General features: G+C 40.9%; 19 protein-coding genes. 5 read left to right on the forward strand and 14 right to left on the reverse strand.

Annotated elements, in window-relative coordinates; all coding sequences use genetic code 11:
* The first annotated feature begins 263 nt into the window (after positions 1–263).
* On the forward strand, positions 264–827 hold the full coding sequence (locus ACFFAP_RS01360; RefSeq protein WP_375509536.1) for an Npun_F5560 family protein: 564 nt from the start codon (positions 264–266) through the stop codon (positions 825–827).
* 762 nt (positions 828–1,589) lie between these two features.
* Here the strand turns inward: ACFFAP_RS01360 and ACFFAP_RS01365 are convergent.
* Positions 1,590–1,943: an STAS domain-containing protein gene (locus ACFFAP_RS01365; protein WP_375509537.1), complete on the reverse strand. Its 354-nt coding sequence runs from the start codon at positions 1,941–1,943 to the stop codon at positions 1,590–1,592.
* Between the two features lie 488 nt (positions 1,944–2,431).
* Here ACFFAP_RS01365 and ACFFAP_RS01370 point away from each other — a divergent pair, with 488 nt between their 5' ends.
* Positions 2,432–3,064 (forward strand): DedA family protein, encoded by a 633-nt coding sequence (locus ACFFAP_RS01370; RefSeq protein WP_375509538.1) that lies wholly within the window; start codon positions 2,432–2,434, stop codon positions 3,062–3,064.
* A gap of 190 nt (positions 3,065–3,254) precedes the next feature.
* Here the strand turns inward: ACFFAP_RS01370 and ACFFAP_RS01375 are convergent, their stop codons facing one another.
* The 5 genes from ACFFAP_RS01375 to ACFFAP_RS01395 form a co-directional block, all read right to left on the reverse strand.
* Positions 3,255–4,457 carry an argininosuccinate synthase gene (locus tag ACFFAP_RS01375; RefSeq protein WP_375509539.1) on the reverse strand — a complete coding sequence of 401 codons (1,203 nt, stop codon included), beginning with the start codon at positions 4,455–4,457 and terminating at the stop codon, positions 3,255–3,257.
* 316 nt (positions 4,458–4,773) lie between these two features.
* The gene (locus tag ACFFAP_RS01380) at positions 4,774–5,247 is read right to left on the reverse strand and encodes a PEP-CTERM sorting domain-containing protein (RefSeq protein WP_375509540.1); all 474 of its coding nucleotides are present in this window, start codon (positions 5,245–5,247) and stop codon (positions 4,774–4,776) included.
* Positions 5,248–5,362: 115 nt separating this feature from the next.
* On the reverse strand, positions 5,363–7,324 hold the full coding sequence (locus ACFFAP_RS01385) for an alkaline phosphatase (RefSeq protein ID WP_375509541.1): 1,962 nt from the start codon (positions 7,322–7,324) through the stop codon (positions 5,363–5,365).
* Positions 7,325–7,363: 39 nt separating this feature from the next.
* Entirely contained in the window at positions 7,364–7,576 is a 213-nt protein-coding gene (locus ACFFAP_RS01390) for a hypothetical protein (RefSeq protein WP_375509542.1), read from the reverse strand.
* Between the two features lie 203 nt (positions 7,577–7,779).
* Positions 7,780–8,754: a cation diffusion facilitator family transporter gene (locus ACFFAP_RS01395; RefSeq protein WP_375509543.1), complete on the reverse strand. Its 975-nt coding sequence runs from the start codon at positions 8,752–8,754 to the stop codon at positions 7,780–7,782.
* Between the two features lie 729 nt (positions 8,755–9,483).
* Between ACFFAP_RS01395 and ACFFAP_RS01400 the strand changes: the two genes are divergently transcribed.
* Entirely contained in the window at positions 9,484–10,437 is a 954-nt protein-coding gene (locus tag ACFFAP_RS01400; protein ID WP_375509544.1) for a glycosyltransferase family 2 protein, read from the forward strand.
* Positions 10,438–10,482: 45 nt separating this feature from the next.
* On the opposite strand, the gene ACFFAP_RS01405 is transcribed toward ACFFAP_RS01400, so the two are convergent.
* From ACFFAP_RS01405 to rpsB, 6 genes are all read right to left on the reverse strand, one after another.
* Positions 10,483–13,254 carry a ParA family protein gene (locus ACFFAP_RS01405; protein WP_375509545.1) on the reverse strand — a complete coding sequence of 924 codons (2,772 nt, stop codon included), beginning with the start codon at positions 13,252–13,254 and terminating at the stop codon, positions 10,483–10,485.
* Positions 13,251–13,700 carry a hypothetical protein gene (locus ACFFAP_RS01410; protein ID WP_375509546.1) on the reverse strand — a complete coding sequence of 150 codons (450 nt, stop codon included), beginning with the start codon at positions 13,698–13,700 and terminating at the stop codon, positions 13,251–13,253. Before ACFFAP_RS01410 ends, ACFFAP_RS01405 begins: the two co-directional genes overlap by 4 nt.
* Positions 13,701–13,744: 44 nt before the next feature.
* Entirely contained in the window at positions 13,745–16,258 is a 2,514-nt protein-coding gene (recG, locus tag ACFFAP_RS01415; RefSeq protein WP_375509547.1) for an ATP-dependent DNA helicase RecG, read from the reverse strand.
* Between the two features lie 136 nt (positions 16,259–16,394).
* Positions 16,395–17,231 carry a hypothetical protein gene (locus tag ACFFAP_RS01420; RefSeq protein WP_375509548.1) on the reverse strand — a complete coding sequence of 279 codons (837 nt, stop codon included), beginning with the start codon at positions 17,229–17,231 and terminating at the stop codon, positions 16,395–16,397.
* Positions 17,232–17,483: 252 nt separating this feature from the next.
* Entirely contained in the window at positions 17,484–18,428 is a 945-nt protein-coding gene (gene tsf / locus ACFFAP_RS01425) for a translation elongation factor Ts (protein WP_375509549.1), read from the reverse strand.
* A 219-nt stretch (positions 18,429–18,647) separates the two neighbouring features.
* Positions 18,648–19,442, reverse strand: a complete 795-nt coding sequence (gene rpsB, locus ACFFAP_RS01430; RefSeq protein WP_375509593.1) for a 30S ribosomal protein S2 — start codon at positions 19,440–19,442, stop codon at positions 18,648–18,650.
* Here rpsB and ACFFAP_RS01435 point away from each other — a divergent pair.
* Complete coding sequence (locus ACFFAP_RS01435) at positions 19,367–19,531, forward strand: hypothetical protein (protein WP_375509596.1); 165 nt, start codon at positions 19,367–19,369, stop codon at positions 19,529–19,531. The two genes, rpsB and ACFFAP_RS01435, sit on opposite strands and share 76 nt — an antisense overlap.
* 267 nt (positions 19,532–19,798) lie before the next feature.
* Here the strand turns inward: ACFFAP_RS01435 and ACFFAP_RS01440 are convergent, their stop codons facing one another.
* Positions 19,799–20,596, reverse strand: a complete 798-nt coding sequence (locus ACFFAP_RS01440) for an HAD-IIB family hydrolase (RefSeq protein ID WP_375509550.1) — start codon at positions 20,594–20,596, stop codon at positions 19,799–19,801.
* 104 nt (positions 20,597–20,700) lie between these two features.
* Here ACFFAP_RS01440 and ACFFAP_RS01445 point away from each other — a divergent pair, with 104 nt between their 5' ends.
* Positions 20,701–21,522 carry a hypothetical protein gene (locus ACFFAP_RS01445; protein WP_375509594.1) on the forward strand — a complete coding sequence of 274 codons (822 nt, stop codon included), beginning with the start codon at positions 20,701–20,703 and terminating at the stop codon, positions 21,520–21,522.
* A gap of 140 nt (positions 21,523–21,662) precedes the next feature.
* Here the strand turns inward: ACFFAP_RS01445 and ACFFAP_RS01450 are convergent, their stop codons facing one another.
* Complete coding sequence (locus tag ACFFAP_RS01450; RefSeq protein ID WP_375509551.1) at positions 21,663–22,373, reverse strand: DevA family ABC transporter ATP-binding protein; 711 nt, start codon at positions 22,371–22,373, stop codon at positions 21,663–21,665.
* Between the last annotated feature and the right edge of the window lie 121 nt (positions 22,374–22,494).

The following is a 22,494-nucleotide window of genomic DNA, read 5'->3' on the forward strand; positions in this document are numbered from 1 at the left end:
GGGGAGATGAAGAAGCAGTTCTGGGGGCAAGGGGGAGAATAAAAAATTACCTCTTTCTCTCTCCCCTCTGCTCCTTGCTTTGTGCCCCTCTGCCTCTTTCCACTCCCCACTCCCTAATACTCCATCCCATTCAATAAAATTTTGTTTTTTCTTTTTCCGTGACTTGCTTGGGAATGCTAAATTAACAAATACTTGCCAAAGGTAGTACTCCCGCAGTTATACCTAAGAGTGGACAAGATTCTGAATGGGAGCTGTAAGCTACTGTGAGCCAATCTGATACACCCAATATTCAAGTTCTCTCTACGGAAGTATCGCAGCTACGCCAAGAGTTGCAACTTCGTGATTCCTTAGTGCAACAACTATCTCAAGAACTCTTCCGGCTGGTAAAGGGTAACACTAATTTTATGCCCCAGCAGCCGGATCTTGAGCGCGATCTGACCCAGTTACAGGCTTTGCAAGAACAACTCCAAGCTGTGGAGCAGCAGGTGGCGTTCTACCAAGAGCAAATTACAACTCGTGACTCCGAAATTTACCAATTGCGACAGTCAGTTCAAGAACTCACCGATCGCAGTCGGATGTTGGAGCAAGTAGTACAAGAGTTGCCTCAAATTTACCGACGGAAGTTTGAAGAGCGGATGAGGCCAGTCAGAGAAAAGGTAGCAATGCTACAACGGGAAAATCGCCAACTACAAGCAGAACTGCAAAGTGTGAGTTACCGTTTAGCACTCAAAACTCGCAATGCTAGTCACAGTGGCATTGATTTGCCAAATTTTCCCCGCCCAGCATCTGACGAAGAAACTAACATTTCAACTCCCCAAAACGTCTAAAGCGATCATTATGGTGGAATTGAACAGGTAAGAAATTGTCGCGACAAAGTGTCTTAGAGACATCTAACTAGTACCGCAAGGCGGAAGTCATGCATTCAACACATTCACGCATTCATCTATAATTGTATTCCAAGCTCTTGCGCCATTTGAAATGGTGAACCAGCGCTGCGGGAGGGTTTCCCTTTGCAGGCGACTGGTGAACCCGAAGGGTATGTTTATTTCCGCGCCTGCTGTACTAGTACACTAAGGCAATAAATAACAACTATCGAGTTATAAATAACGCAAAGGCTGATAGTATAACCTTTCTTACCTCCTGCTTTTTTGCACTAGTTATGTCGGCTATATAACAATTAGTTCAGAGTAATTTCAAAAGCTGGGGAGTCTCACAAATAATTGCATTGTTTTGACCGATTTTGGTCATTTCTTATTTTGCTGCTTTAGTTAGTGCAATGTCTAAGTTAGTAATGAAAAGTTTGTAGTAAGTACAAAGCGTGCTTAGAACATTAGGACTAAAGTCCTTACTACGAACTTGCTTATGCATCAATTTAAACTTGACGCACTAGTAGATGGCTTCCAATAAACAGGTTTATTCATCTGCTTATTGATATTACCTACGTCAAAGCCATGAGTTTGGCTCAAGATTCTTCTCTAGAAAAAAAGAAAATCAGCCTGCTAGCACCAGACCGTTCTCTTTAATTTGAGAATATGAAATAATGCAAATATTGCTTGACTCCACCATCCATCTATAGGTAGATTTATTATTTAGGCTGCTAGCACCAGGCTGTTATCTTTAACGGTGGTAAAAATGTCTTCATAAGTGGGAAAAATTTCAAACACTGAATCTAGTTGGGTAAGTTCCAAAATTAACCGTACAGGATCTTGCACGTTGCATAGAACCAAGCGACAACCACTCTGACGTGCAGCTTTCAACCCTTTTACTAAAGGGACTAACCCAGAACTGTCCATGAAATTAACTTCTGCTAGGTCGATAATCCAGAGTTGATGAGCTTGGGGCACTACTTTAGCCATCTGTTCACTCAAAGTCTTACCGCCTTCCAAATCTATACTTGCTTGGGGTTTAAACAAAATCACTTGAAGTTCTTGTGTGAGAATCATAAATTTAACAGGGTAGTTGGAATACTTGACGAGAAATTGAAAAAAGACATTAATACTTCTTTTCTTTCAACAGCAAAATTACTGTTTTACCCTGATATTTGGGTAATTGCAGTCGTGCAGTTGAGAGTGATTATTTCAGTATTCATGCCGTATAATTTGTGATAACTTTCATCAATATAGGCATAAACGCCTAACAATTTCGGTATCAACCGTATCTTTTACAAGATTTTTATCATTTAACTGGATATTTATAAATTTTTTATAAAAATTTTAATTTGTTTGTAATAAATTATGAAATTTTGGTATGAACCTCTAAAAAATGCATAATTAATAGTAAAAAATTAATAGTTACCGTAAACTATAATTTATCGATTATTCAGAATTAAACTAATGACTCAATGGCTCTATGTAGCGGTTTAATTGACACCCCGTGCATAAACAAACAATGATATAATAAAAGTAAAAATTTGTAAAGACGGTGGTGCGGGATGTCTTTAGAGCTGATTTCACTAGAAAATATCCAGAAAGTCGCCCATACATACGGGTATTGGGCAATTTTTTTGGGAATTTTGCTAGAAAATTTAGGCATTCCCCTTCCTGGCGAAACCGTAACCTTAGTAGGCGGGTTTTTAGCTGGCAGCGATGAACTGAATTTCTGGCTGGTTCTCGGTGATGCAGTTATGGGTGCTGTAATTGGCGGCACTTGTGGCTATTGGATTGGTAGAGTTAGCGGTTGGCCTTTTCTGGTAAAAGTTGGTAGCTTCTTTCGGGTTTCTGAAGTGCGGCTGCTGACTATTAAAGATCAATTTAGTCAAAATAGTGCTAAAGCAGTATTTTTTGGACGTTTTTTGGCATTGTTGCGAGTTTTTGCTGCACCACTAGCTGGTATAGCCGAAATGCCCTTTGGAAAATTCTTTTTATACAACTTTTTAGGAGCAGTTGCTTGGGCTAGCTTGATGGTGACATTGGCTTTTTTTGCTGGCAAAATTGTTTCTTTAGAGCAATTAGTTGCTTGGGTGGGTCAATTTGCGATCGCAGCCTTACTGATATTGGCTACCTTAATTTTTGTGCCCCTGTGGCTAGAGTCTCGCCAAGTTAAAGAAGCGAGTAGTGAAAAGTAAAAAATGAGGAGTGAGGAGTAGAGACGCGATTAATCGCGTCTGTACAAAGTTATTTTTTACTTTTTGTATTTTGCATTTTTAACTCCTAACTCTGCCAATTTTGGATTTTAGATTTCTCCTTCAATCCAAAATCCAAGTTGCGCTTCCAGCGCACCAAAGGTGCGACCCAAAATCTAAAATTGAATGATTGCTAACTTTTAATTTTCTGCGACCAAATACGAGTTGGTAGCCCCCAAACGTAAATAAAGCCTTCAGCAGCTTTGTGATCAAATTGGTCTTCGGCTCCGTAGGTTGCTAAATCAGGAGTATAGAGGGAATTATCACTCGAACGCCCAACTATCGTAGAGTTGCCCTTGAACAACTTGACTCGCACGGTTCCAGAGACTTGCTCTTGTGTCTTTTGAATAAAGGCATCCAGGGCAACTTTGAGTGGACTGTACCACAAACCGTTGTAAACGATTTGGCTGTAAGTCTCTTCAATCCCACGCTTGTAATGGGTGACATCTGCCGTCAAAGTCAAACTTTCTAAATCCCTATGTGCCTGAATTAGCACCAACATTGCCGGTGATTCGTAGATTTCCCGCGATTTGATGCCCACCAGACGGTTCTCGATCATGTCGATCCGTCCGATACCGTGATTTCCTGCCGCCTGATTGAGTTCTTCAATTAGTTCAACTGGCTTTTTAGCTATACCGTTGAGGGTTGTCGGAATACCACCGTGGAAGCCAATTTCGATGTACTCTGGCTCGTTAGGAGTATCAGCGATCGCTTTGGTCATTTCATAAATTTCTTCTGGTGGCTCAAATGACGGATCTTCGAGTAAACCAGCTTCAATACTACGACCGAGCAAATTTTTATCAATGCTGTAGGGAGAGGATTTTTTGACTGGTGAGAGGATACCAAACTTTTCCCCATAAGCGATGGTTTCCTCACGGCTCATGCCCCATTCTCTGGCTGGTGCGAGGATTTTTAGGTTGGGGTTTAAGGCGGTAACTGAGACATCAAAGCGAACCTGATCGTTACCTTTGCCGGTGCAACCGTGAGCGATCGCATCAGCGCCATATTTTTCAGCCGTTTCTACTAATACCTTGGCAATCAGTGGACGAGCAAGGGCAGTTCCGAGAGGATAACGACTTTCATAAAGAGCGTTGGCTTGAATCGCTCCAAAGGCGTAATCTCTAACGAAGCTGTCTTTGACATCCGCCACGAGGGATTCACTTGCACCCGATTTCAGAGCTTTTTCTCGAACTGGCTCTAATTCATCTCCCTGACCTAAATCTGCTGCTAGGGTAATCACCTCTTCCACACCCCACTCCTGTTTGAGGTAAGGGATGCAAACGGAGGTATCCACTCCACCAGAATATGCTAGGACAACCTTTTTGGCGCGACCCATTAATTTCTCCAGTTAGGAAAACAAACAATGAGTCATTATTATATCTAAACAATCCATGTATATTTTATTCATGCAACAACTAATAGGTTAATTAACTGCAAACCCAGACATTACCGTTAACTCTTGTCTGATGCTAATAAAACGATGTAGTAATCCTAAATTATTATGTGAATAACAAGATTCCCTAACTTTTTAGAAAAATTGGGAATCTGAGCTTTGAGATTTTCTAATTTTAAAAATTTGCGGGGTAGATAATCCTACCCCGTTATTCTTGATAATTTGATTTAAGCTTTTGTGCTTGATGGTTTAGAAGATGCTATCTTTTTACCCAAAATAAACTCAACCCGAATACAGACAATCCAAGCATCAAACTTGGCTCTGGAACACTGGTATAAGTGACGGTCTGAACACCTGCACTACTTGAATCGTTCAGATTGATAAAATTTTCGCGGTAGACATTAAAAGCGCTAGGTGTAAAATATAACCCTAACCCTGCTTGGTTAAAAATTGTTCCTGAGAAGTCAGTGAAAACTGACGCTAAAGGATCATCAGCTTCAGTGTATGACTGACCACCATAGCTAGCAGAAATCTTTAAACCTTCTGCGATCGTTACTTCTTGATCGTCTGCTGCTGCTTGGTCAAATGAAAAAGTGCCTGTGAGAGTTTTATCGTCGTTAGAAAAATTATAAGTTACGGCTGCTGCTTGAGCAGGGATAGTCTCCCCTAACGAAAAAATCAAAGCAGTTCCTACCGTTGCAGCTGCTAACTTCTTGAAGATGGAGTCAGTCATTTTTTACCCTTGATAAAGAACAGGTGCAATAGTTTTTTGAGACAGAGACGTGCTTACACACGTCTCTGCAACACAAAGCTTTTCAGTTAGTGTTTAGTGAAGCGGTGTATTAATTTCACGGACTTGCGATCGCAGTTTTCATGGCTTGGAAGATATGACTTTGGTCAACCACACCCCGAACACCAGGGACACTGTAAGTACCAGAGCTATCTTTAATCTGAAAACCTTGTCCTAGCGATCGGGTCAGAGTTGATGCGTAAGCACCTTGGTAGTAAACAGGTACAACGCGGCGGCTATGGCTACCCCAGAGATATTTGTAATTTGGATCAGACCCCCAGAAGTGACCAGCATCAGTAGGATTGTGCTTGACGAAGGTGATGTCCTTGGCGTTATATTTCAAGCCTTTAGCCTGATTTGGGTTAGGATTGGCAGTCAATTTAGAGGCAAAGTCATTATTCAGAGTTAGGTAATGGTCATGGTCAGCAGTAACCAGTAGCAGGTTCTTGCTCCAACCACCATGATTATCTACCCAACTAATTACCTGCTGGACTGCCTTATCAAAATCATTCATGGTACCAATCAGGTTATCCATGTTGTTGTCATGAGCAGCCCAATCGATATCGCCTCCCTCAACCATCAGCCAGAAGCCATCTTTGTCTTTACCTAAAACGGTTAAAGCTGCTTTGGTTAAATCAGCCAAAGTTGGATTTTCGTTAATTTCTTTGGCGATAAAGCTGGCATCAGTTTCACCAGGAGCCAGAGGACGAACAGTATCGGGTGCAGGAGCATTAGGAGCGATGGGATTACCAGCTGCATCAATGACAGGAACACAATCGCCAATACTACCAGTTATTATCTTTCCTGATGGACAGGTAGCCGGAGTTCCAGGCTTGACAACAGAGGTATAAAGTGTGAAGTTACCCAGACCTGTACTGCTGTAGTCACCTTTAGAGGAGCTGGTAGGAATGTTGCCATCTTGTCCACGCGCACCATACAGACCAAATAATCTGCCTCCCTTATTGGGGTCGATTTTAGCAGCCGTTTTTAGGAGTGTCTTAGCTGCATTAGGGCCGCGTTCCAAAAAGGTATAGCCGTAACGATTGGATGTAGGATTATTCTTCAAATGCTGGTAAGTGTCTTCTGTAATATACGTATACTTAAATACGCCATCGGCTGTACTTGTAGTGGCTTGATTTTCAAAATCTTTGGGATGACCGCCACCCAACAAAATATTGGGCTGAAAGTTCAGCAATGTCTGTTGCAAAATGCTGTCTTGGTTGGTCTTGCTGGGGTCGTAAACACTGTCGTACTTACTACGACGATTTACGAAAGAAGCCGCAGCGCCAGGTGTTGCATGGCTAACAGGTACGGAAGTTACCAAGCCTGTAGACTTACCTTTTTCTTTGGCAATTTCCAGGATTGTTTTCAACTTCTTCTCGTAAATGTCTACGCCCATCGCGTTGTTAAAGCTTTTTACTCCCGTATACAGAGTTGTAGCTGTATTAGCAGAGTCGGGATAACTATATTTGATGTAATCTTTGTCATAAGTACCAGAATTAGCAGGGGTCAAAGGAACCCAAGGAACAGGGCCGCCCTTACTGATGTCATAACCTGACAGATTACCATTCTCTAAGCTATTGCCATCAGCTCGATTGCCAGGATTAAAAGGAGTAGGCTGGAATGAGAAGTTGGGACGAATAGGACTTGCACCAGTGAGTGGATTAGACCCATCTAAAGCAGAGTTAGTTGTTAGATGGGGTTGGTCTGTTGGGTTGGCTGGTGTATTTCCTTGAATTGTTGTGCCGTAAGTAGTCACCAATCCATATCCACTTAGCTTTTGGAAGCTCAGACCTGAGCCTTTACCACTTGTGTAAAAAGGAGCGCCTTTGGCAACGGCTGCGGCCCGTGCCATATTCCAACCCATACCATCGCCAATCATGATAATTACGTTAATTCCATTACCAGCGGCCATAGTCGGCTGAAAAACAGAATTACCAAATACCAGTAGAACGGTGCAGAGGAAGCCAGCCATAGTAAAGGCTAGAAATCGCTTGTACTTTTGCAAAAATGAAATCATTGCAGTGTGCCTTAAAGTTTATTGAGTAAGTGTTAGCCGTTAATACTGATAAAAATTGGGTTCTAGATGACTAGCACCAAAATCTGAGTATGTAGCAGTCACATCTGGCACAGTTGAGGCTGTAGCTTGACTTTGGTCAGAGGCGGTTGCTGGTTGTTGATTTGATGTTCCTAAGAACAACAAAGCTGCCATAACCAGACCAGATATAAACCAAACCAAGGCGCGTTTGTACTGTTTCAGTATTGAAATCATTTTGGATTTTTGAATTAGAGTAATCATTAGGAAACCTCTTAGTAAATAACCAAGTTACAATCAGCGATCGCTATGCTTTGACAATTGGCAAAAATGTCAACAAGCATTATATTTAAAAATTATTTAAAAGCTAAATTTAGATAAAAAATTGAGAAACCATACTAATAATTATCAAAACTATCTATTTAGCTAGGTTCTAGATTTTAATTTGTTTTATTGGCAGATAACTTAAAAACTAAATCTTGGTTAAATAAAGGATGAATTTGTAGCGCTGAAGGTTTTATACAGCTAGTTAACTGCAAAGTTATCTCAGCAATATTAAAAGTTTTTCGGATGTGAGTTTCCAACTTAGTAAGTAAGCGATCGCGTTCCTGGATAGTTATACATTCAACTGTCAAATTGGTACAAAGCATTACCTTGTCTAAGCTAATTGTCCAGATGTGAAGTTTTTCTACTTCAACAACACCAGGAAAAGATTTGAGAGATATTTCCACCTCAACAGGGTCTATTGATTCCGGTGCATACTCCAAAAAAATCCTTAAACTTTCTTGCACTAAAGGTAAAGCACTCAAACCCGTAAAAGTTGCAACGACTATACTAATAGCAACATCTGCCCACCACCAATCCCAAAGATGAACTGCTAAAGCAGCTATAATTACGCCAACAGAACTAACAGTATCGGCGATGACATGAAGCAAAGCTCCCCGCAGGTTTAAGTCGTTGTGAGTGTGGGGATGAAGTAAAGTAATATTGAGCAGATTGACCATTAAGCCTAATACTGCTATTGCTAACATTGGTAAGCCTAAAATTGCTGCTGGATGTTGCCAGCGTTGAATAGCTTCAAATACGATAAAAGTAGCGATCGCAAGTAAACCTAATCCATTCACCAAAGCTGCTAAAACTTCGATACGCTGATGTCCAAATGTTGCTTTTTTATTAGCTGGTTGCTGTGCTAAAAAACTAGCAAGTAGCGATATCACCAAGGCTGTAATATCCGATAGAATGTGTCCTGCATCCGCCTGTAAAGATAGACTTTGACTCCATAAACCCACACTCCACTCAGCAACAAAAAAAATAGCGAGTAAACCTACTGTTATCCACAAATTTTTTGCTTTTTGGTAATTATTAACTACTTTTACACAATCATCTGCACATCCACACCATTGAAGTGAAAGCATTACTCAAAAAACCTTTTTACAGTACAGTAGTAGCTTCAAAAATTATCACCAACCGTATTTGTGGTTAGGATTTTCTCAATTCGGAATTTATATCCTCAAATATTGTCTTTGAACAAGCTATGCTGAAATACTTTGTTTTCTATACTTTTTTATAAAATTACTCACCAATATCTTCTGAAAATATGTTTTTTTAGATTCATTAGTATGTGAATACTATAAAAAAATTTATCCCGCTTAATTTAAGAAATGGTAATGCTTTTGTTAAAAATGAAAAATTAAAGTAAATTAACACTTATAATTTCCAGCAAACTTAGTACCAATCATCCTGTATGAATTTGTTACTAGTTACACATAAGTTTATTGGTAATCAAAACTTGCGATTAGCCTCCGAGTTGATATTATAGAATGATAATCATTATTTAAAACCTAATGATGTAGGTAATAAATATTTTTTTGATACGCAAATAGATATCTATAAGATGCGAATACAATTATCAAGTATATGAGCTTCTAATTTGTATATTCACTTATTACCAATACAGTTAGTTTAATCATTTTCATTTTTCAAAGTTCCTCCCGGTTCAGCCTGTACCAGAACCTATGACTCTTGGTGGTATAGCGAGCACTGGAAAGTAATATGGGCAGATTTACCATTTCCGTAACCAGAATTATCTAAGGAACAGTGTCAGCGTCACATCTGTCCTATCCTGGAGATGGATAAATAGTGTTGTGGGTGAGACTGTGTTTTTCAGCGTTGTGATACCGACTTATAATCGCCAACCGATTTTAGAAAAGTGCCTCCGCGCTTTAGAGGTGCAGGAATTAAGTAAGTCAAGTTCGGTTACTGATTACGAGATTGTCTTGGTGGATGATGGTTCTACTGATGGCACATTGGAGTGGTTAGCAGCACACAAAGAAGAGTTTCCACATGTACGCTGGTTTCAGCAAGACCATGCTGGCCCTGCTGCGGCTCGAAATTTGGGGGTAGAACAGGCGCTGGGAGATACGATTATATTTATTGATAGTGATTTAGTAGTGCTGAATAATTTCTTACATGCTCACGCTGAGGCGCTAGTGCAAGGAAAGGAGAAATTGGGGAGCGATCGCTTTTTTACTTACGGTGCAGTTATTAATACTTGTAATTTCAACAACCCAACGGCTGAACCCTACAAAGTAACCGATTTTTCCGCAGCTTTTTTTGCTACGGGAAATGTGGCAATCCCTAAATATTGGCTAGAGAAAGCTGGACTTTTTGACACTAGTTTCCAACTTTATGGCTGGGAAGATTTAGAACTAGGTGTGCGACTGAAAAAACTAGGTTTGACACTAATTAAATGTCCCGAAGCCGTCGGCTATCACTGGCATCCACCATTTAAATTAGAGCAAATTCCCCGATTGATTGACCAAGAAATTCAACGCGGACGTATGGGAGTTTTGTTTTATCAAAAGCATCCTATATGGGAAGTGCGAATGATGATTCAAATGACTTGGCTGCATCGTTTACTTTGGGGGATTTTATCACTCAATGGTGCGCTGAATGAACGGACAATGGCTCCATTGTTGCAATGGCTAATTAATTTAGGTAAACCACAATTAGCTTTAGAAATTGCCCGAATTTTTCTTAACTGGTATAACGTTAAAGGTGTTTATCAAGCTTATGCTGAAATGCAGCAAGCATCGTGATTAAAAAGTAATGAGTACAGAGTTAGGTATAACACACAAGTAAAATTACAAAATCCCTTTTCCTAATACCTTACGCTTCAAAACCAGTATCCGAGGTCTTGCTCCTGTACCTGAAAAACCTAAACCTTCGCGGAAGATTTCTGGCATATAAAATCGTGCCTCGCTATCCTTTTCCTTATCTTCGTAAATAACCCCCATTTCCTCTAGCATTCTTACTGTCGGCTGATCCATTTCAAATTGTTCTACGTCAAAAGGAATTTTTCGTTCAGAAGGGGGATATTTAGGTAGTATTTCTTCAACCCAAGTTTTGAAAGATGGATATTCTTCCTTAGCTTCTTCCACCTTCTTTTCACTACATGGCTTAAGAGCGCGGCGAATAGCTTGAGGAGGTAAAATACGGCTGGTAGACCACTTTTCAAATTGCACTTCTTTAGTTATTTCTACAGTAATATCGGCTGCATGAAACAAAAAACGAACAATATCTCTCGCTTGAAGCCTACCATTAAAATCTGTCAAAGCTGCAAATATCCAGGAAGCTGTATATGCTTCTTTAGAGTTATCTGAACCTAGCCTTTTACCCCACAATTTTTCTAATCGCTCTATAATATTCTGTTTATTTAAACTGTTAATCTCTACTAGAGATGCATCTATTACTTGAGACTGGCTGCATATCCAAAAGACTAAACGTAGAAAAGAATCTTGATCCCAAGATAGATCATAAGAAAGGTAAAGATTTTCAAATTGTTTTAAGTTTTGAGTAATTGTATAACGCAGAAAATCACGGCGCAGAAAAATTATTACCCCAAGGTTAGACTGCCTAATTTCTGATAATCTCTTTGGCAAATCATCAATCAAAGCTTTTAAGGCAATTTTTTCTTGATTGCTGGATGCAATGTTTGAGAATATATCCTCTAATCCATCAAACAGAAAGATAATACGTAAGCCTCTATCTTTCAAATCACGATTTATGATGTTAAGAATATTAAGACTATGTGTTTCAGGATTCACACCTATAGCTTTTGCAATTTGACCAATCCAGAATTCCGTCCATTCTGGTTCACTCCAGTTTTCAGTTGCAATTGATCTTTTTATTCTATCCACATATTCTGAAAGTATAAACTCAGGAACACTATCTCCCAAAGCTAATCTCACCTCCTTTCTAGCTTCGTTAATCACAGTTTTTGCATTATCTTTAATGTTACTTGATTCAAGGAAAGGAAAAATATGTGTTTTTAGCTGTGATTCTTGAATAGTATTATCTATACGATTCAAAAAACTTTCCCAGTATTTAAAACGTGATAACTGTATATAGTTAAACGTTTTTCCTGCACCTTTAGCTCCAATTGATACGACATGAGGTAATTCATCTCGAAAATTAGTCGCTAAATTCTTCAATGGTTCCGTTACTAATAAATCTTCTCCCCGGCCTTGTTCAGCATACTCATATTGCTGACACAAATCTCTGAGTCTACGAACCTCAACAATTACCTGATGCTCTTTTATAGATTTTGACTTCAATTCCTGATCATTGGTTATAAACAACTGTTCTTTAGCCCACTCATTTGCTACATTCATTACTGAAGTTGGACTTAGTTTTAAGCGGGAATCTTCCCAATTGTTAATATATAGTAATTCTTGGGCAAAATAGGTTTCTTTTATTTCTAATCTTGTAGCATATAAATTATCTTCTTCAGGCTGTGCATAAGCAGACTGAAATCTCACCAATGCATCTTCAAAGGCTGGTAAAGACTTTAGTTCTGGCATTAACATACTAATTAATAAACACGGCTCGTAATAGCTTTTATCATCAACTCTTTCTTCTGGCGGTGCAACTCTACCAATTTGCTCTAAAACAAGACTTGTACCTATGACTGATTGCTCGGTGATTGTTGTCACAAGAAAGCGTTGAATTCTGGGATCAAAAATGATGGGGCTGGATATTTCACTCAAACCCGCTCTCAAATCAATGAATACATAGTCAGCACCAACAGCCTTACCTAGACTATGAATAGCATTGCCCCATTCCCAAGCTCCGTCTGGACTTCTAACTAACTGCTCTGGCAGAATAGGTGTATCTAATACCTGATCATCATCAAGACAGGCAGGTAAAAAATAGACAGTTGATTTTCCTTCATATTTAGAAGATTTTTTAACTTCTCTGGCAAACAATGAGAGTGTTTGTTCTCTTTCAATAGGAGAATAGTGATAAACTTCAAGAAAATCAATTAAAGAAACAGATGGTTGCTGCTTTTCTGAACGATTCCAATAGGTAAGACCAGGAGCTTCTAAATCAGCATCAATAACCAATACATTAATAGACAAATCTAGTTCTTTAGCTCTATCCAGTACAGCAAAAAGATGCGCTGCTAAATTCAATGTTCTACCTACACCACCCTTGAAAGAATAAAAGGCTACTAAATTAGGCTTTTCAGTATATGCATCTGGAAGTTTAACTTGTCTTTCTATTACACTTTCTGTTTCTGAATCATTTTCAATATAAGCAATTTCTTCCCAAAATGGACGTATAGAAATATCGATTGCAGATGCTTCTTCTCCGAGAATAAATTCCACTGGTAATGTAGCATCACCAAGGTCGAGTTGTATAAGAGACTGATCTTCTTGATACCAGTCGCCAAACCATTCTTTTAAGGTATAGTTTGCATTTTCTATACTCTGGTCGTTTTTCAGACCAATTTCTAAAGCATCTGAGAAACAACGAATTCTTAATACCCCATTTGGTAGTTTGCTGCCATAGTGGGTTTTACGACAAATAGTTCTTCTAACATCAAGCCATGTCAGTAGCCTTAGAGATTTCATAGTCTTTCAAGTTCTCCATTAATCCATTTGACAATTTCTAACAATTTATTTTCTAATTCTTCATCAGTTGTATCTGCTAATGAAGAGCATCCACCATATCGCCACATTTGGTTAACTTCTCCAGGAGTAAATTTTCTTTCATCATCCTTGCCACTTTTACCTTTTATTGGTTTCATACTTAACTGTGCTGGTAATTTCAAATTGTTGCCAGCAGATAAACAATCTAGTAGTTTGTTCACATCATGCTGGCATTTCTCAATATCTCTACATAAATCGGTACGATTTGTTCGCCGTTTCTCTCTCCGCATCAAAACTGCTTTCAAACCACATTCAACTGCATAAAATAAGAGTAACCGATGAGCGTTAGTTCGTGGTGTTATACAAGAAGCAGACCAATTATCTCGCCAAGCTTTCTCTATTTCTCTATCTGTAAACGGAATTACCATTATGCTATTTACAGTCTAAGTAACTACGAATAAACTCAGATATATTATGTCAAAATCGCCCCACCCATCAATCGCTCATACCGATATTTCAACTCTTCTTTCATCAAATACCAGCGCTCTAAAGTTGCATCCGTCTCTATTATTTTCTCTGCTGCTTGCCGCGCTAAAAGTAAAACTTCTTCATCTTCAACCAAGCTTGCTAAGGTAAAATCTGGCACTCCAGATTGACGAGTTCCCAGTACTTGCCCTGGCCCACGAAAACGCATATCCATCTCTGAGATGAAAAAGCCATCCTGAGATTGTTCCAATACCTTCAACCGTTGTTGAGCATCAGGACTCCTAGAACTGCTCATCAACAGACAGTAAGACTGAGCCGCGCCACGACCAACGCGCCCCCGCAGTTGGTGCAGTTGCGATAAGCCAAATCGCTCTGCATTTTCAATGAGCATAACCGTAGCATTAGGTACGTCTACACCAACTTCAACAACAGTAGTAGAAACCAAAATTTGTGTTTGGTTATCACGAAATTTGGTAATCGCTTCATCCTTGTCGGCTGAACTCATACGACCATGTAGCAGCCCTACTTGAAAGTCAGGAAAAATGCTTTCTTGTAACTTTTGATGCTCCTCCACAGCCGATCGCAGATCCAGTTTTTCTGATTCTTCTACCAAGGGCAAAACCACGTAAACTTGTCTACCTTGAGCAATTTCTCGGCGGATGAGGTCGTAAGCATGGTTGCGTTGCTGACCTGACAAGACTGTTGTCTGAATCTTTTGTCGTCCTGGCGGTAACTCATCAATTTGGCTCACATCCAAATCCCCGTGTATCGTCAGAGCCAAGGTTCTGGGAATCGGGGTAGCTGTCATAGTTAACACATGGGGTTGCTCACCTTTTTGCTGCAAACGCGCCCGTTGTTCTACCCCAAAGCGATGCTGCTCATCTATGACCACTAAGCCCAGTTGATGGAAGTTTACGGGGTCTTGAATCAATGCATGGGTTCCCACTAACAGAGGTAATTCACCAGTTCCTAACTGAGAATGTATTTGTCTTCGTTTAGCAGTTTTAGTAGAACCTGTCAGTAATTCCACTGGTAAATGCAAAAGGTTAAACCAACTAACTAACTTGCGATAATGTTGTTCTGCCAAAACTTCTGTGGGAGCCATCAGCGCTGCTTGGTAGCCAGATTGAATTGCTGCGAGGATAGCCAGTACAGCGACGACAGTTTTACCAGAACCGACATCGCCTTGCACCAAACGATTCATTGGTACAGGTTTCTGTAAATCGTTGAGGATGTCGTTGAGGACTCGTTGCTGTGCGCCAGTGAGTTGAAAAGGCAGTATTTCATGGAATTTCTCTACAAGTTGACCTCGTGGAACGAGGATGGCGCTGGTTTGAATCGCCCTTGCTTGCTGCTGACGTTGCAATAACCCAAGTTGCAGGTAGAAAAATTCATCAAATACTAGGCGACGACGGGCAACTTGCAGGACGGCGCTATCATTGGGAAAATGGATATTAGCGATCGCATCTTTCAATTCCATCAAACCATACTTCTGTCGCAAACCATTTGGCAAAGGGTCTTTCAGGTGAGCCGCAGCAGGTAAAGCAGCTATTACCGCCTGTCGCACTGTATTCGCCACCACGCCTTCAGTCAGCCCATAAATTGGCACTACCCGCCCAATATTCAGCGACTCAATGGTATCTCCTGGATTTGCCAAAACCTCTAATTCTGGATTATCTAGTGTCAAGCCGTATTTACTTTCTTTTACCAACCCACACGCCGCTAAAATACTACCCACTGGATAACGGCGTTTTAAACTTTCTTGCCAAGCGCGACTGCTAAAGCGCGTACCTGCATAAAAACGACCAATTTTGATTTGACCACTGTTATCTTTTACGACCAGTTCTAAAATTGATAACTTCTGATTTTTAGGGCTAGTAAAGCAGTTGCAACGCTTCACTGTAGCCACTATTGTCACCGTCTCACCTGCCTGTAACTCGCGGATATTCACCTGACGCGCATAATCAATGTGGTCACGAGGATAGTAGAAAAGTAAATCGCGGACGGTGTGTAAACCAAGCCGTGCCAAATTACCAGCTTTTTTGAAGCCTATTTCTGGTAAATCGCTGAGTTTTTGGTCAATGTTCGGTGCAAGCCTCCGACTTACCTCAGTGATAATTTTAGATTTTGGGTCGCACCTTTGGTGCGCTGGAAGCGCAACTTGGATTTTGGATTGATAAATTCTCCCTTGCTCCCCTGCTCCTTTGCTCCTCTGCTCCCCATGCTCCTCTTGCTGTAGTTGCGAGAGATACCTACGAGTCTCTGCTACTAAATGTTGTCTTTCTTCTTGTGCGAGATGTGGATAACTAGCAAATTGCACCGCTAGTCCTTGCCAACGGCGGCGTTCAGTTTGGGGTAAGCCTGTTGGAAATTTGCCCAAAGTCAGGCTAAGAAATTCACTGAAGCGGTATTGTCTGCCCACCAAGTCTGTAAAGCCGCGTTCGGCTTCTATTGCCAAGGCTTTGTGCAATCGTATCCAATCTGGTTTTTCATTAGTCATTGGTCAGCAGAGTTAGGAGTTAGGAGAGGCGATTAATCGCGTCTGTACAGGAGTGAGGAGTACAGACGCGATTAATCGCGTCTGTACAGGAGTTAGGAATAAATAACTCATAACTTATAATTCATAACTCATAACTTTATTCAAACCAACTAGCACGCCATGCAGCTTCAGCTTCAGCGATCGCTTTTTCTCGATGTTTCTTTTGATACTCTCGTCCTAGCTTGTTTAGCTGAACTAAAATACTGCGGATTTGCCTGCGCTCAGAGGAGAGTGTTACATCAGCAAATTCAATTTCTCCTAACCGCAGGTTAATAGCCATAATTTGCGTCAGTCCAGAATCTTCTGACTGCTGCTCATTTTCAATTTCAATTACTAAGTTTAATAAGTTGGGTGGCCCTGGCATGGCCTCACCAGACGCTTCTGATGCCGCCGCAGCCGCAGCTGCTAAAATCGGTTCTGGTAATTTTTTCGGTAATACTCCAGATTTTTGTATTAAAATATTAGCATCATGCGAAAGTTTTTTCAGTATTTCTTGCATGACCTCTTCTAAGTTCTGTTGCCATTTTACTAGTTCTATAGGATTATAGGTGTCGGCGGTGAAAGACTGAGAATTAGAGGTATCCAGAAGTCCAGAAGATAAAGAGGATGTTACTTCCTCATCCCTCTCATCCCTCTCATTTTCCCCAACTTCCTCACTTTTTATACAACCAAGCAACTGCTTTGCAGCCACTTGACCCAACTTGCGGATGGCTTGTTGCAATTGTTGACGCTGATTCAATGACAAATGCAGAAAGTTTTCAGGATAGCCCTGAGTACAAAGGTGGTAACTCGCCAGAATCAACTGTTTTCGTACAGCTAGCCCCAAGGTGTTTAGATAACTAGCATAAGCGTTTTGTAGTTCTACTGCGATCGCCCGAATCGCTTCTTTTATTGCTGCAATATCCCGTTCAATTCGCTCGATTGCTCTTGCCATATCTTTTTGTTCTTGTCCATGTGAACTATTACATAGTACAAATGTACAAATTTATTTTAGGATAACTTTCCAGAGGATTTTAGATTTTAAATTAAATGCGATATTTCGCGTCTCTACTAAAAAAATACAGGTCAGGCTATTTGCTTGACCTGTCCTTTAAGCAGTTAAGAATTAAGAATTATGAATTATAAAGCAACTTCCTATTAACTTTTAACTCCTGTACAGACGCGATTAATCGCGTCTCTACTTATATTACTTACTGCCCATTTGTGCAGCGACTTCATCAGCAAAGCTAATTTCTTGCTTTTCAATGCCTTCGCCGAGTATATAGCGGACAAAGCGGGTCACTTGAATCTCTTCGCCTAATTGCGCCTTTGCTTGCTTCAAGAGGTCTTCCACGGAAATACTCTGATCGCGAATGTAAGGCTGATCGAGCAAAGTCAATTCTTTCAGGCGTTTTTCAATCCGTCCCTGAACAATCTTTTCTTTGATGTTATCTGGCTTGTTCGCCAAATCATCCTTGCCCATTTCAATATCTTTTTCCTTTTGGGCAACTTCGGCGGGAATTTGGTCTACGCTCACATACTCGACATTTGGACAAGCCGCAACTTGCATTGCAGTATTCCGTGCCAAAGTTTGGAACTCTTGATTGGTAGCTGCTGACTCAGTTTGAGAACCGAGTTCTACCAATACACCAACTCGACCGCCAGTGTGAATGTAGCTGTCTACTACACCTTGCGTGCCTTCTGCTAGTGCAAAATTCACAAAGCGACGCACTTGGATATTTTCACCGAGCGTGGCAATGGTTTGCTTGATGAATTCTTCTACAGTTGCATTTTCATTATCAATATAAGGTTGAGCCAACAAAGACTCAACACTATTAGCAGTCGCTGCTTGCTTTGCTAGATTCTTAACTAAAGCTTTAAAAGCCTCGTTACGAGCAACAAAGTCGGTTTGGCAGTTGACTTCTATGAGTACACCCACTCGACCACCGGGCTGAATGTAAGTGTCTACTAGACCTTCTGCCGCAATGCGATCGCTTTTTGCCCCCGCCTTAGAGATGCCCTTTTTTCGTAGCCAGTCTGCGGCTTCTTCTACGTTGCCTTCAGTCTCTATCAGCGCCTTTTTGCAGTCCATCATGCCGGCACCAGTTTTTTGGCGTAGCTCTTGGACGAGTTTTGCAGATATTTCCGCCATGTTGCCTCAATTCCTAACTTGACCTCAAGTTGTAATCGTTCACGGGTGTTGAGTATTTCTATCTTACTCAGGGCTGGGGGAGAAAAAATAATCAAGTTATAAGGTATGAGTTTTTTCGCCTCTACCTTAGCCTCCGATTTGCCGTTCTTCTAGGGCGGCTTGCTGCTACTCTGCCAGCCACCGCCCTCCAACGGAGCACTTGCTTCACCCCTGCTTTACTTATTCCTCTGTTTCCTCGTCGGGAATTACGGCGTCAGTATATTCGGTTTCTTCGTAGTCATCGTCATACTCACCGCCGTCGTAATCTTCGTAATCATCTTCAGCCTCAAGCTGACCGTGACGACCTTCATAAATGGCATCTGCCAATTTTCCGACTATCAGCTTAATTGACCTGATAGCATCGTCGTTTGCCGGGATGGGGATATCTACTACATCGGGGTCACAGTTTGTATCCAGCATGGACACAATCGGAATATTCAGCTTTTGGCATTCTTGAACTGCGTTATATTCCCGCCGTTGGTCTACAATTACCACGATATCGGGTACTTTCCGCATTGTTTTAATGCCGCCTAAGTATTTCTGAAGCTTCGTCATTTCCCGACGTAGCATTGATGCTTCTTTTTTCGGTAATAAATCTAGTGCGCCAGTTTCTTCACGGCGTTCTAAATCTTTCAGACGGTCTACCCGTGTTTTGATGGTTGCCCAGTTGGTCAACATTCCGCCCAACCAGCGTTGGTTAATGTAGTGGGAACCACAACGGCTGGCTTCTTGGGCAATAATTCCAGCTGCTTGGCGCTTAGTGCCGACAAAAAGAAATTTCTTCCCTTGTTCTGCGTGCGATCGCATGTAGTTGTAAGCATTATCCATCAACTGGGCAGTTTGCACCAAGTCGATGATATGCACACCATTGCGGGAAGTATAAATGTAAGGAGACATTTTTGGGTTCCAACGTCGGGTCTGATGCCCAAAGTGAACCCCTGACTCCATCATTTGAGCCAATGAAACTACTGGCATATATTTTTCAACTCCGATTCGGGTTAAACCTCCATCCAAGTGTATTTCCCAATCGGGAAACACCCGAATTCTTAGATGTGCGAGATTAGTTAACCATACTAGGTTAGCATATTCCGAAGAGTTGTAGTTGCTCGACAGAGTGACGGCGATAAAATAGTTATGTAGGACGGGCGTAGCTACAGCGTAGCTACAGCAACTTCTGGAATTACACCCTGTATGTTACTGAATAGTATCAGGGTCTACATTGAGCGATCGCAACCTTGCCTTTAACTGTTCTATCTGCAATTCTGCCTGCTCTGCTCGTTGGCGTTCCTGTTCTGCACTACGAGATTATTGTAGAACAACTCTACTTCTCTCTAACTTGAGATGTGCAAGCTTTTCAAAATATAACTAGATAACTCACAAAATCCTTCGCCTTCGGCAGCGTTAGTAATATAAGCAGGGTGATATTTCAACTGATTCACATATTCCAGTACGTTTGCCACGCCTACAGAAATAGGAAAATAACGCCGATCAAATAAACTTTCATCATTGGGGCTATCGCCCACAGTGACAATTTGTTCTGGTGAGTACTGGGGTAAATATTCGCGCAAAACTTGCAACAATCCCACAGCTTTATCTTGCCCTTGGGGTTTAATGTGACACTGCACGTTGCTATAGGTAAATCCCCAACCCATTTGTTGACAGAGATTGTCTAGGGTTTGTAGTTCATCTTCACGCAAACCAGCTACATCAAAAGTCCAATCGGTGATCCGAAAGCGATTATCAGCAGATTCTTGGATTTGGGGAAATTTAGTTTGTAAATTCTCAAAAGTCGTAGCCAAGTGCTGGCGATGTTTAGCTAAATCGGGAATGGATGTTAAAACTACTGGTTTCTGGTTTGCAGGTGGAAAGTACAAACCGCCATTTTCTGCCATAGCACCTGCCACTGGCATAATCGCACTCAATCCACTCACCCACCCAGCAGAACGTCCGGTGACAATCAGCACCTTAATGTCAGCTGCCGCTAAATCTTCTAAAGCTTGCAGCAATGCGGAAGTAAATTTTCCTCGTCTAGTCAAGGTGCCATCCATATCTGTGGCTATCAGACGAATATGAAGACAGTTTGTAGATGAAAACTCAGACAGGGCAGGGATACTCTGGTGTCTGGACATACGTAATTTGTAAAAGGCTGTAAAAAATATTAATGATACAGCAAGATGGCATTGAAAATTTGGGCATCCTAAACATCAGGAGTCAAGTTTTTCAGTTTCCAACCATGCCCACTTCGATGTTTCTTGCCCAAACCCAACAAGGAAAGCCTAAAAAAGCATCCCAGGAAGTGCCAGCAAGTAATCCTCAAATACCAGTATTATTGCTGGCAACTTCTGGAGGACTGGCTTTAGCTGTGATTGCAATGATAGTGTATAGTAAGCTCCAGAAGAATAAGCTGGAGAAAAAAGTTAAGTTTGAACAATTCCGGGCGCGAGAATTAGAGAAAAAGTTTAAACTGGCGCTGGAAACGATTCGCAAAATGGAAACTAATCCCGATTTGGTCAATTCACGGGACTTTAACCTGGATTATCTGCGAATGCGGATGGCAGAAGAGGTGTTTCATTTTGCAATCCTTAATCAAGTGAAGATTCAGATCAAAGAAAAAGTTACTCAAGCCCTGCGTCCAAATCAAGCACAACTTGGATCAGTCGGAATTGCTAATAGCGCTGCACGGCAAGTAGATGAAATTTTTGATGTAGAGTATGAGACTGGTAGCCCGCCGAACTGTGCTAAAAGAGTACTATTTCGGATTCAAATCCGGTTAATGAAGTTACCGACGCAAGCGACTTCTGCAACTATTAGTCAAATTATTGACTGTATAGAAACTTACCTAAGCCCTATGGAAGATGAAGATAGTTGGCAACCAACAATTCAAGGTCGGATTGCTACTATGCATTGGGATCAAAAAGCTAAACCTACGCCTCTACTGGTGCTGGAGCAATCTAATGAAGGCGTGAATGTGACTTTTCGTACTAATCGCCAATCAAACACCCCAACTTTGCCAAACCAACCTAGAATGAAAAAATCAGGTTCGGCTAAACAATAAATTATGGCTGTCATTAGTCATTAGTGATTAGTCCTTTGTAGATACAAATGACTAATGAGAAAGAATGATTCTTATGAGTAAAATGGCTATGTTTATTTGCGTCACAGCTTAGTTATCAGTTGTGATTTATCACTTTGGAATCATGACTGAATAGCTGTATTGGGGGAATTACGGGTTAAAAGACCATCTTCCATTTCTACGATGCGATCGGCTATATCTAAAATGCGGTTGTCGTGTGTCACTAATAAGATAGTAGTTCCCTGATTTTTGGCCAGACTCTGCATTATTTCCACAACATCGCGTCCTGATTGTTTGTCTAATGCTGCTGTTGGTTCGTCTGCTAGCACCAGTGGGGGACGATTCACCAAGGCGCGAGCGATCGCAATTCTTTGTTTCTGTCCTCCAGAAAGATTGTCTGGGTAGTAATCAACTCGTTCTTCTAGACCCACAGACCCCAGCATGGCTTTTGATTTAGCCACTGCTTCTGTTTGAGAAATATTATCATTCAATTCTACCGCCATTTGCACATTTTGCTTCGCTGTCAAAAACCCTAGCAAATTGTGAGCTTGGAAAATATAACCAATGTTGCGTCGCATCTGCACCAGTTTGTTTTGACTGACGCCAATGAGTTCTTCACCTAAAAATTTTAAACTTCCCTCTTGTACAGACCGCAAACCACCAATTAAGCTCAGTAGTGTGGTTTTACCTGAACCTGATGGCCCGGTCATAATTACAATTTCACCTGGATATATTTCTAAGTTTATGTCAAATAATATCTGTTTTCTCAGTGCCCCTTTGCCATAGTAGTGGTTGAGATTTTTAATGGCAATTACAGGTTCTTTTTCTATCATATTTTTATGAGTTACAAGTTAAGAGTTTTGAAACGTAACTGTAGTGCCTACAAAAAATCCAGCTTTCTTAATTATTGATTATAAACTATATTTTTTTATAAGAACTTTTAATTAATATTGA

The sequence above is a fragment of the uncultured Nostoc sp. genome (assembly GCF_964245575.1).
GTDB lineage: Bacteria > Cyanobacteriota > Cyanobacteriia > Cyanobacteriales > Nostocaceae > Nostoc.

What these genes read in the sequence shown, in the direction of transcription:
- ACFFAP_RS01420 (WP_375509548.1), bottom strand. Translation starts at nt 17,231, where the DNA reads ATGGCAAGAGCAATCGAGCGAATTGAACGGGATATTGCAGCAATAAAA.
- ACFFAP_RS01450 (WP_375509551.1), bottom strand. Translation starts at nt 22,373, where the DNA reads ATGATAGAAAAAGAACCTGTAATTGCCATTAAAAATCTCAACCACTAC.
- rpsB (WP_375509593.1), bottom strand. Translation starts at nt 19,442, where the DNA reads ATGCCAGTAGTTTCATTGGCTCAAATGATGGAGTCAGGGGTTCACTTT.
- recG (WP_375509547.1), bottom strand. Translation starts at nt 16,258, where the DNA reads ATGACTAATGAAAAACCAGATTGGATACGATTGCACAAAGCCTTGGCA.
- ACFFAP_RS01375 (WP_375509539.1), bottom strand. Translation starts at nt 4,457, where the DNA reads ATGGGTCGCGCCAAAAAGGTTGTCCTAGCATATTCTGGTGGAGTGGAT.
- ACFFAP_RS01440 (WP_375509550.1), bottom strand. Translation starts at nt 20,596, where the DNA reads ATGTCCAGACACCAGAGTATCCCTGCCCTGTCTGAGTTTTCATCTACA.
- ACFFAP_RS01395 (WP_375509543.1), bottom strand. Translation starts at nt 8,754, where the DNA reads ATGCTTTCACTTCAATGGTGTGGATGTGCAGATGATTGTGTAAAAGTA.
- ACFFAP_RS01405 (WP_375509545.1), bottom strand. Translation starts at nt 13,254, where the DNA reads ATGAAATCTCTAAGGCTACTGACATGGCTTGATGTTAGAAGAACTATT.
- ACFFAP_RS01385 (WP_375509541.1), bottom strand. Translation starts at nt 7,324, where the DNA reads ATGATTTCATTTTTGCAAAAGTACAAGCGATTTCTAGCCTTTACTATG.
- tsf (WP_375509549.1), bottom strand. Translation starts at nt 18,428, where the DNA reads ATGGCGGAAATATCTGCAAAACTCGTCCAAGAGCTACGCCAAAAAACT.
- ACFFAP_RS01370 (WP_375509538.1), top strand. Translation starts at nt 2,432, where the DNA reads ATGTCTTTAGAGCTGATTTCACTAGAAAATATCCAGAAAGTCGCCCAT.
- ACFFAP_RS01390 (WP_375509542.1), bottom strand. Translation starts at nt 7,576, where the DNA reads ATGATTTCAATACTGAAACAGTACAAACGCGCCTTGGTTTGGTTTATA.
- ACFFAP_RS01380 (WP_375509540.1), bottom strand. Translation starts at nt 5,247, where the DNA reads ATGACTGACTCCATCTTCAAGAAGTTAGCAGCTGCAACGGTAGGAACT.
- ACFFAP_RS01445 (WP_375509594.1), top strand. Translation starts at nt 20,701, where the DNA reads ATGCCCACTTCGATGTTTCTTGCCCAAACCCAACAAGGAAAGCCTAAA.
- ACFFAP_RS01365 (WP_375509537.1), bottom strand. Translation starts at nt 1,943, where the DNA reads ATGATTCTCACACAAGAACTTCAAGTGATTTTGTTTAAACCCCAAGCA.
- ACFFAP_RS01410 (WP_375509546.1), bottom strand. Translation starts at nt 13,700, where the DNA reads ATGGTAATTCCGTTTACAGATAGAGAAATAGAGAAAGCTTGGCGAGAT.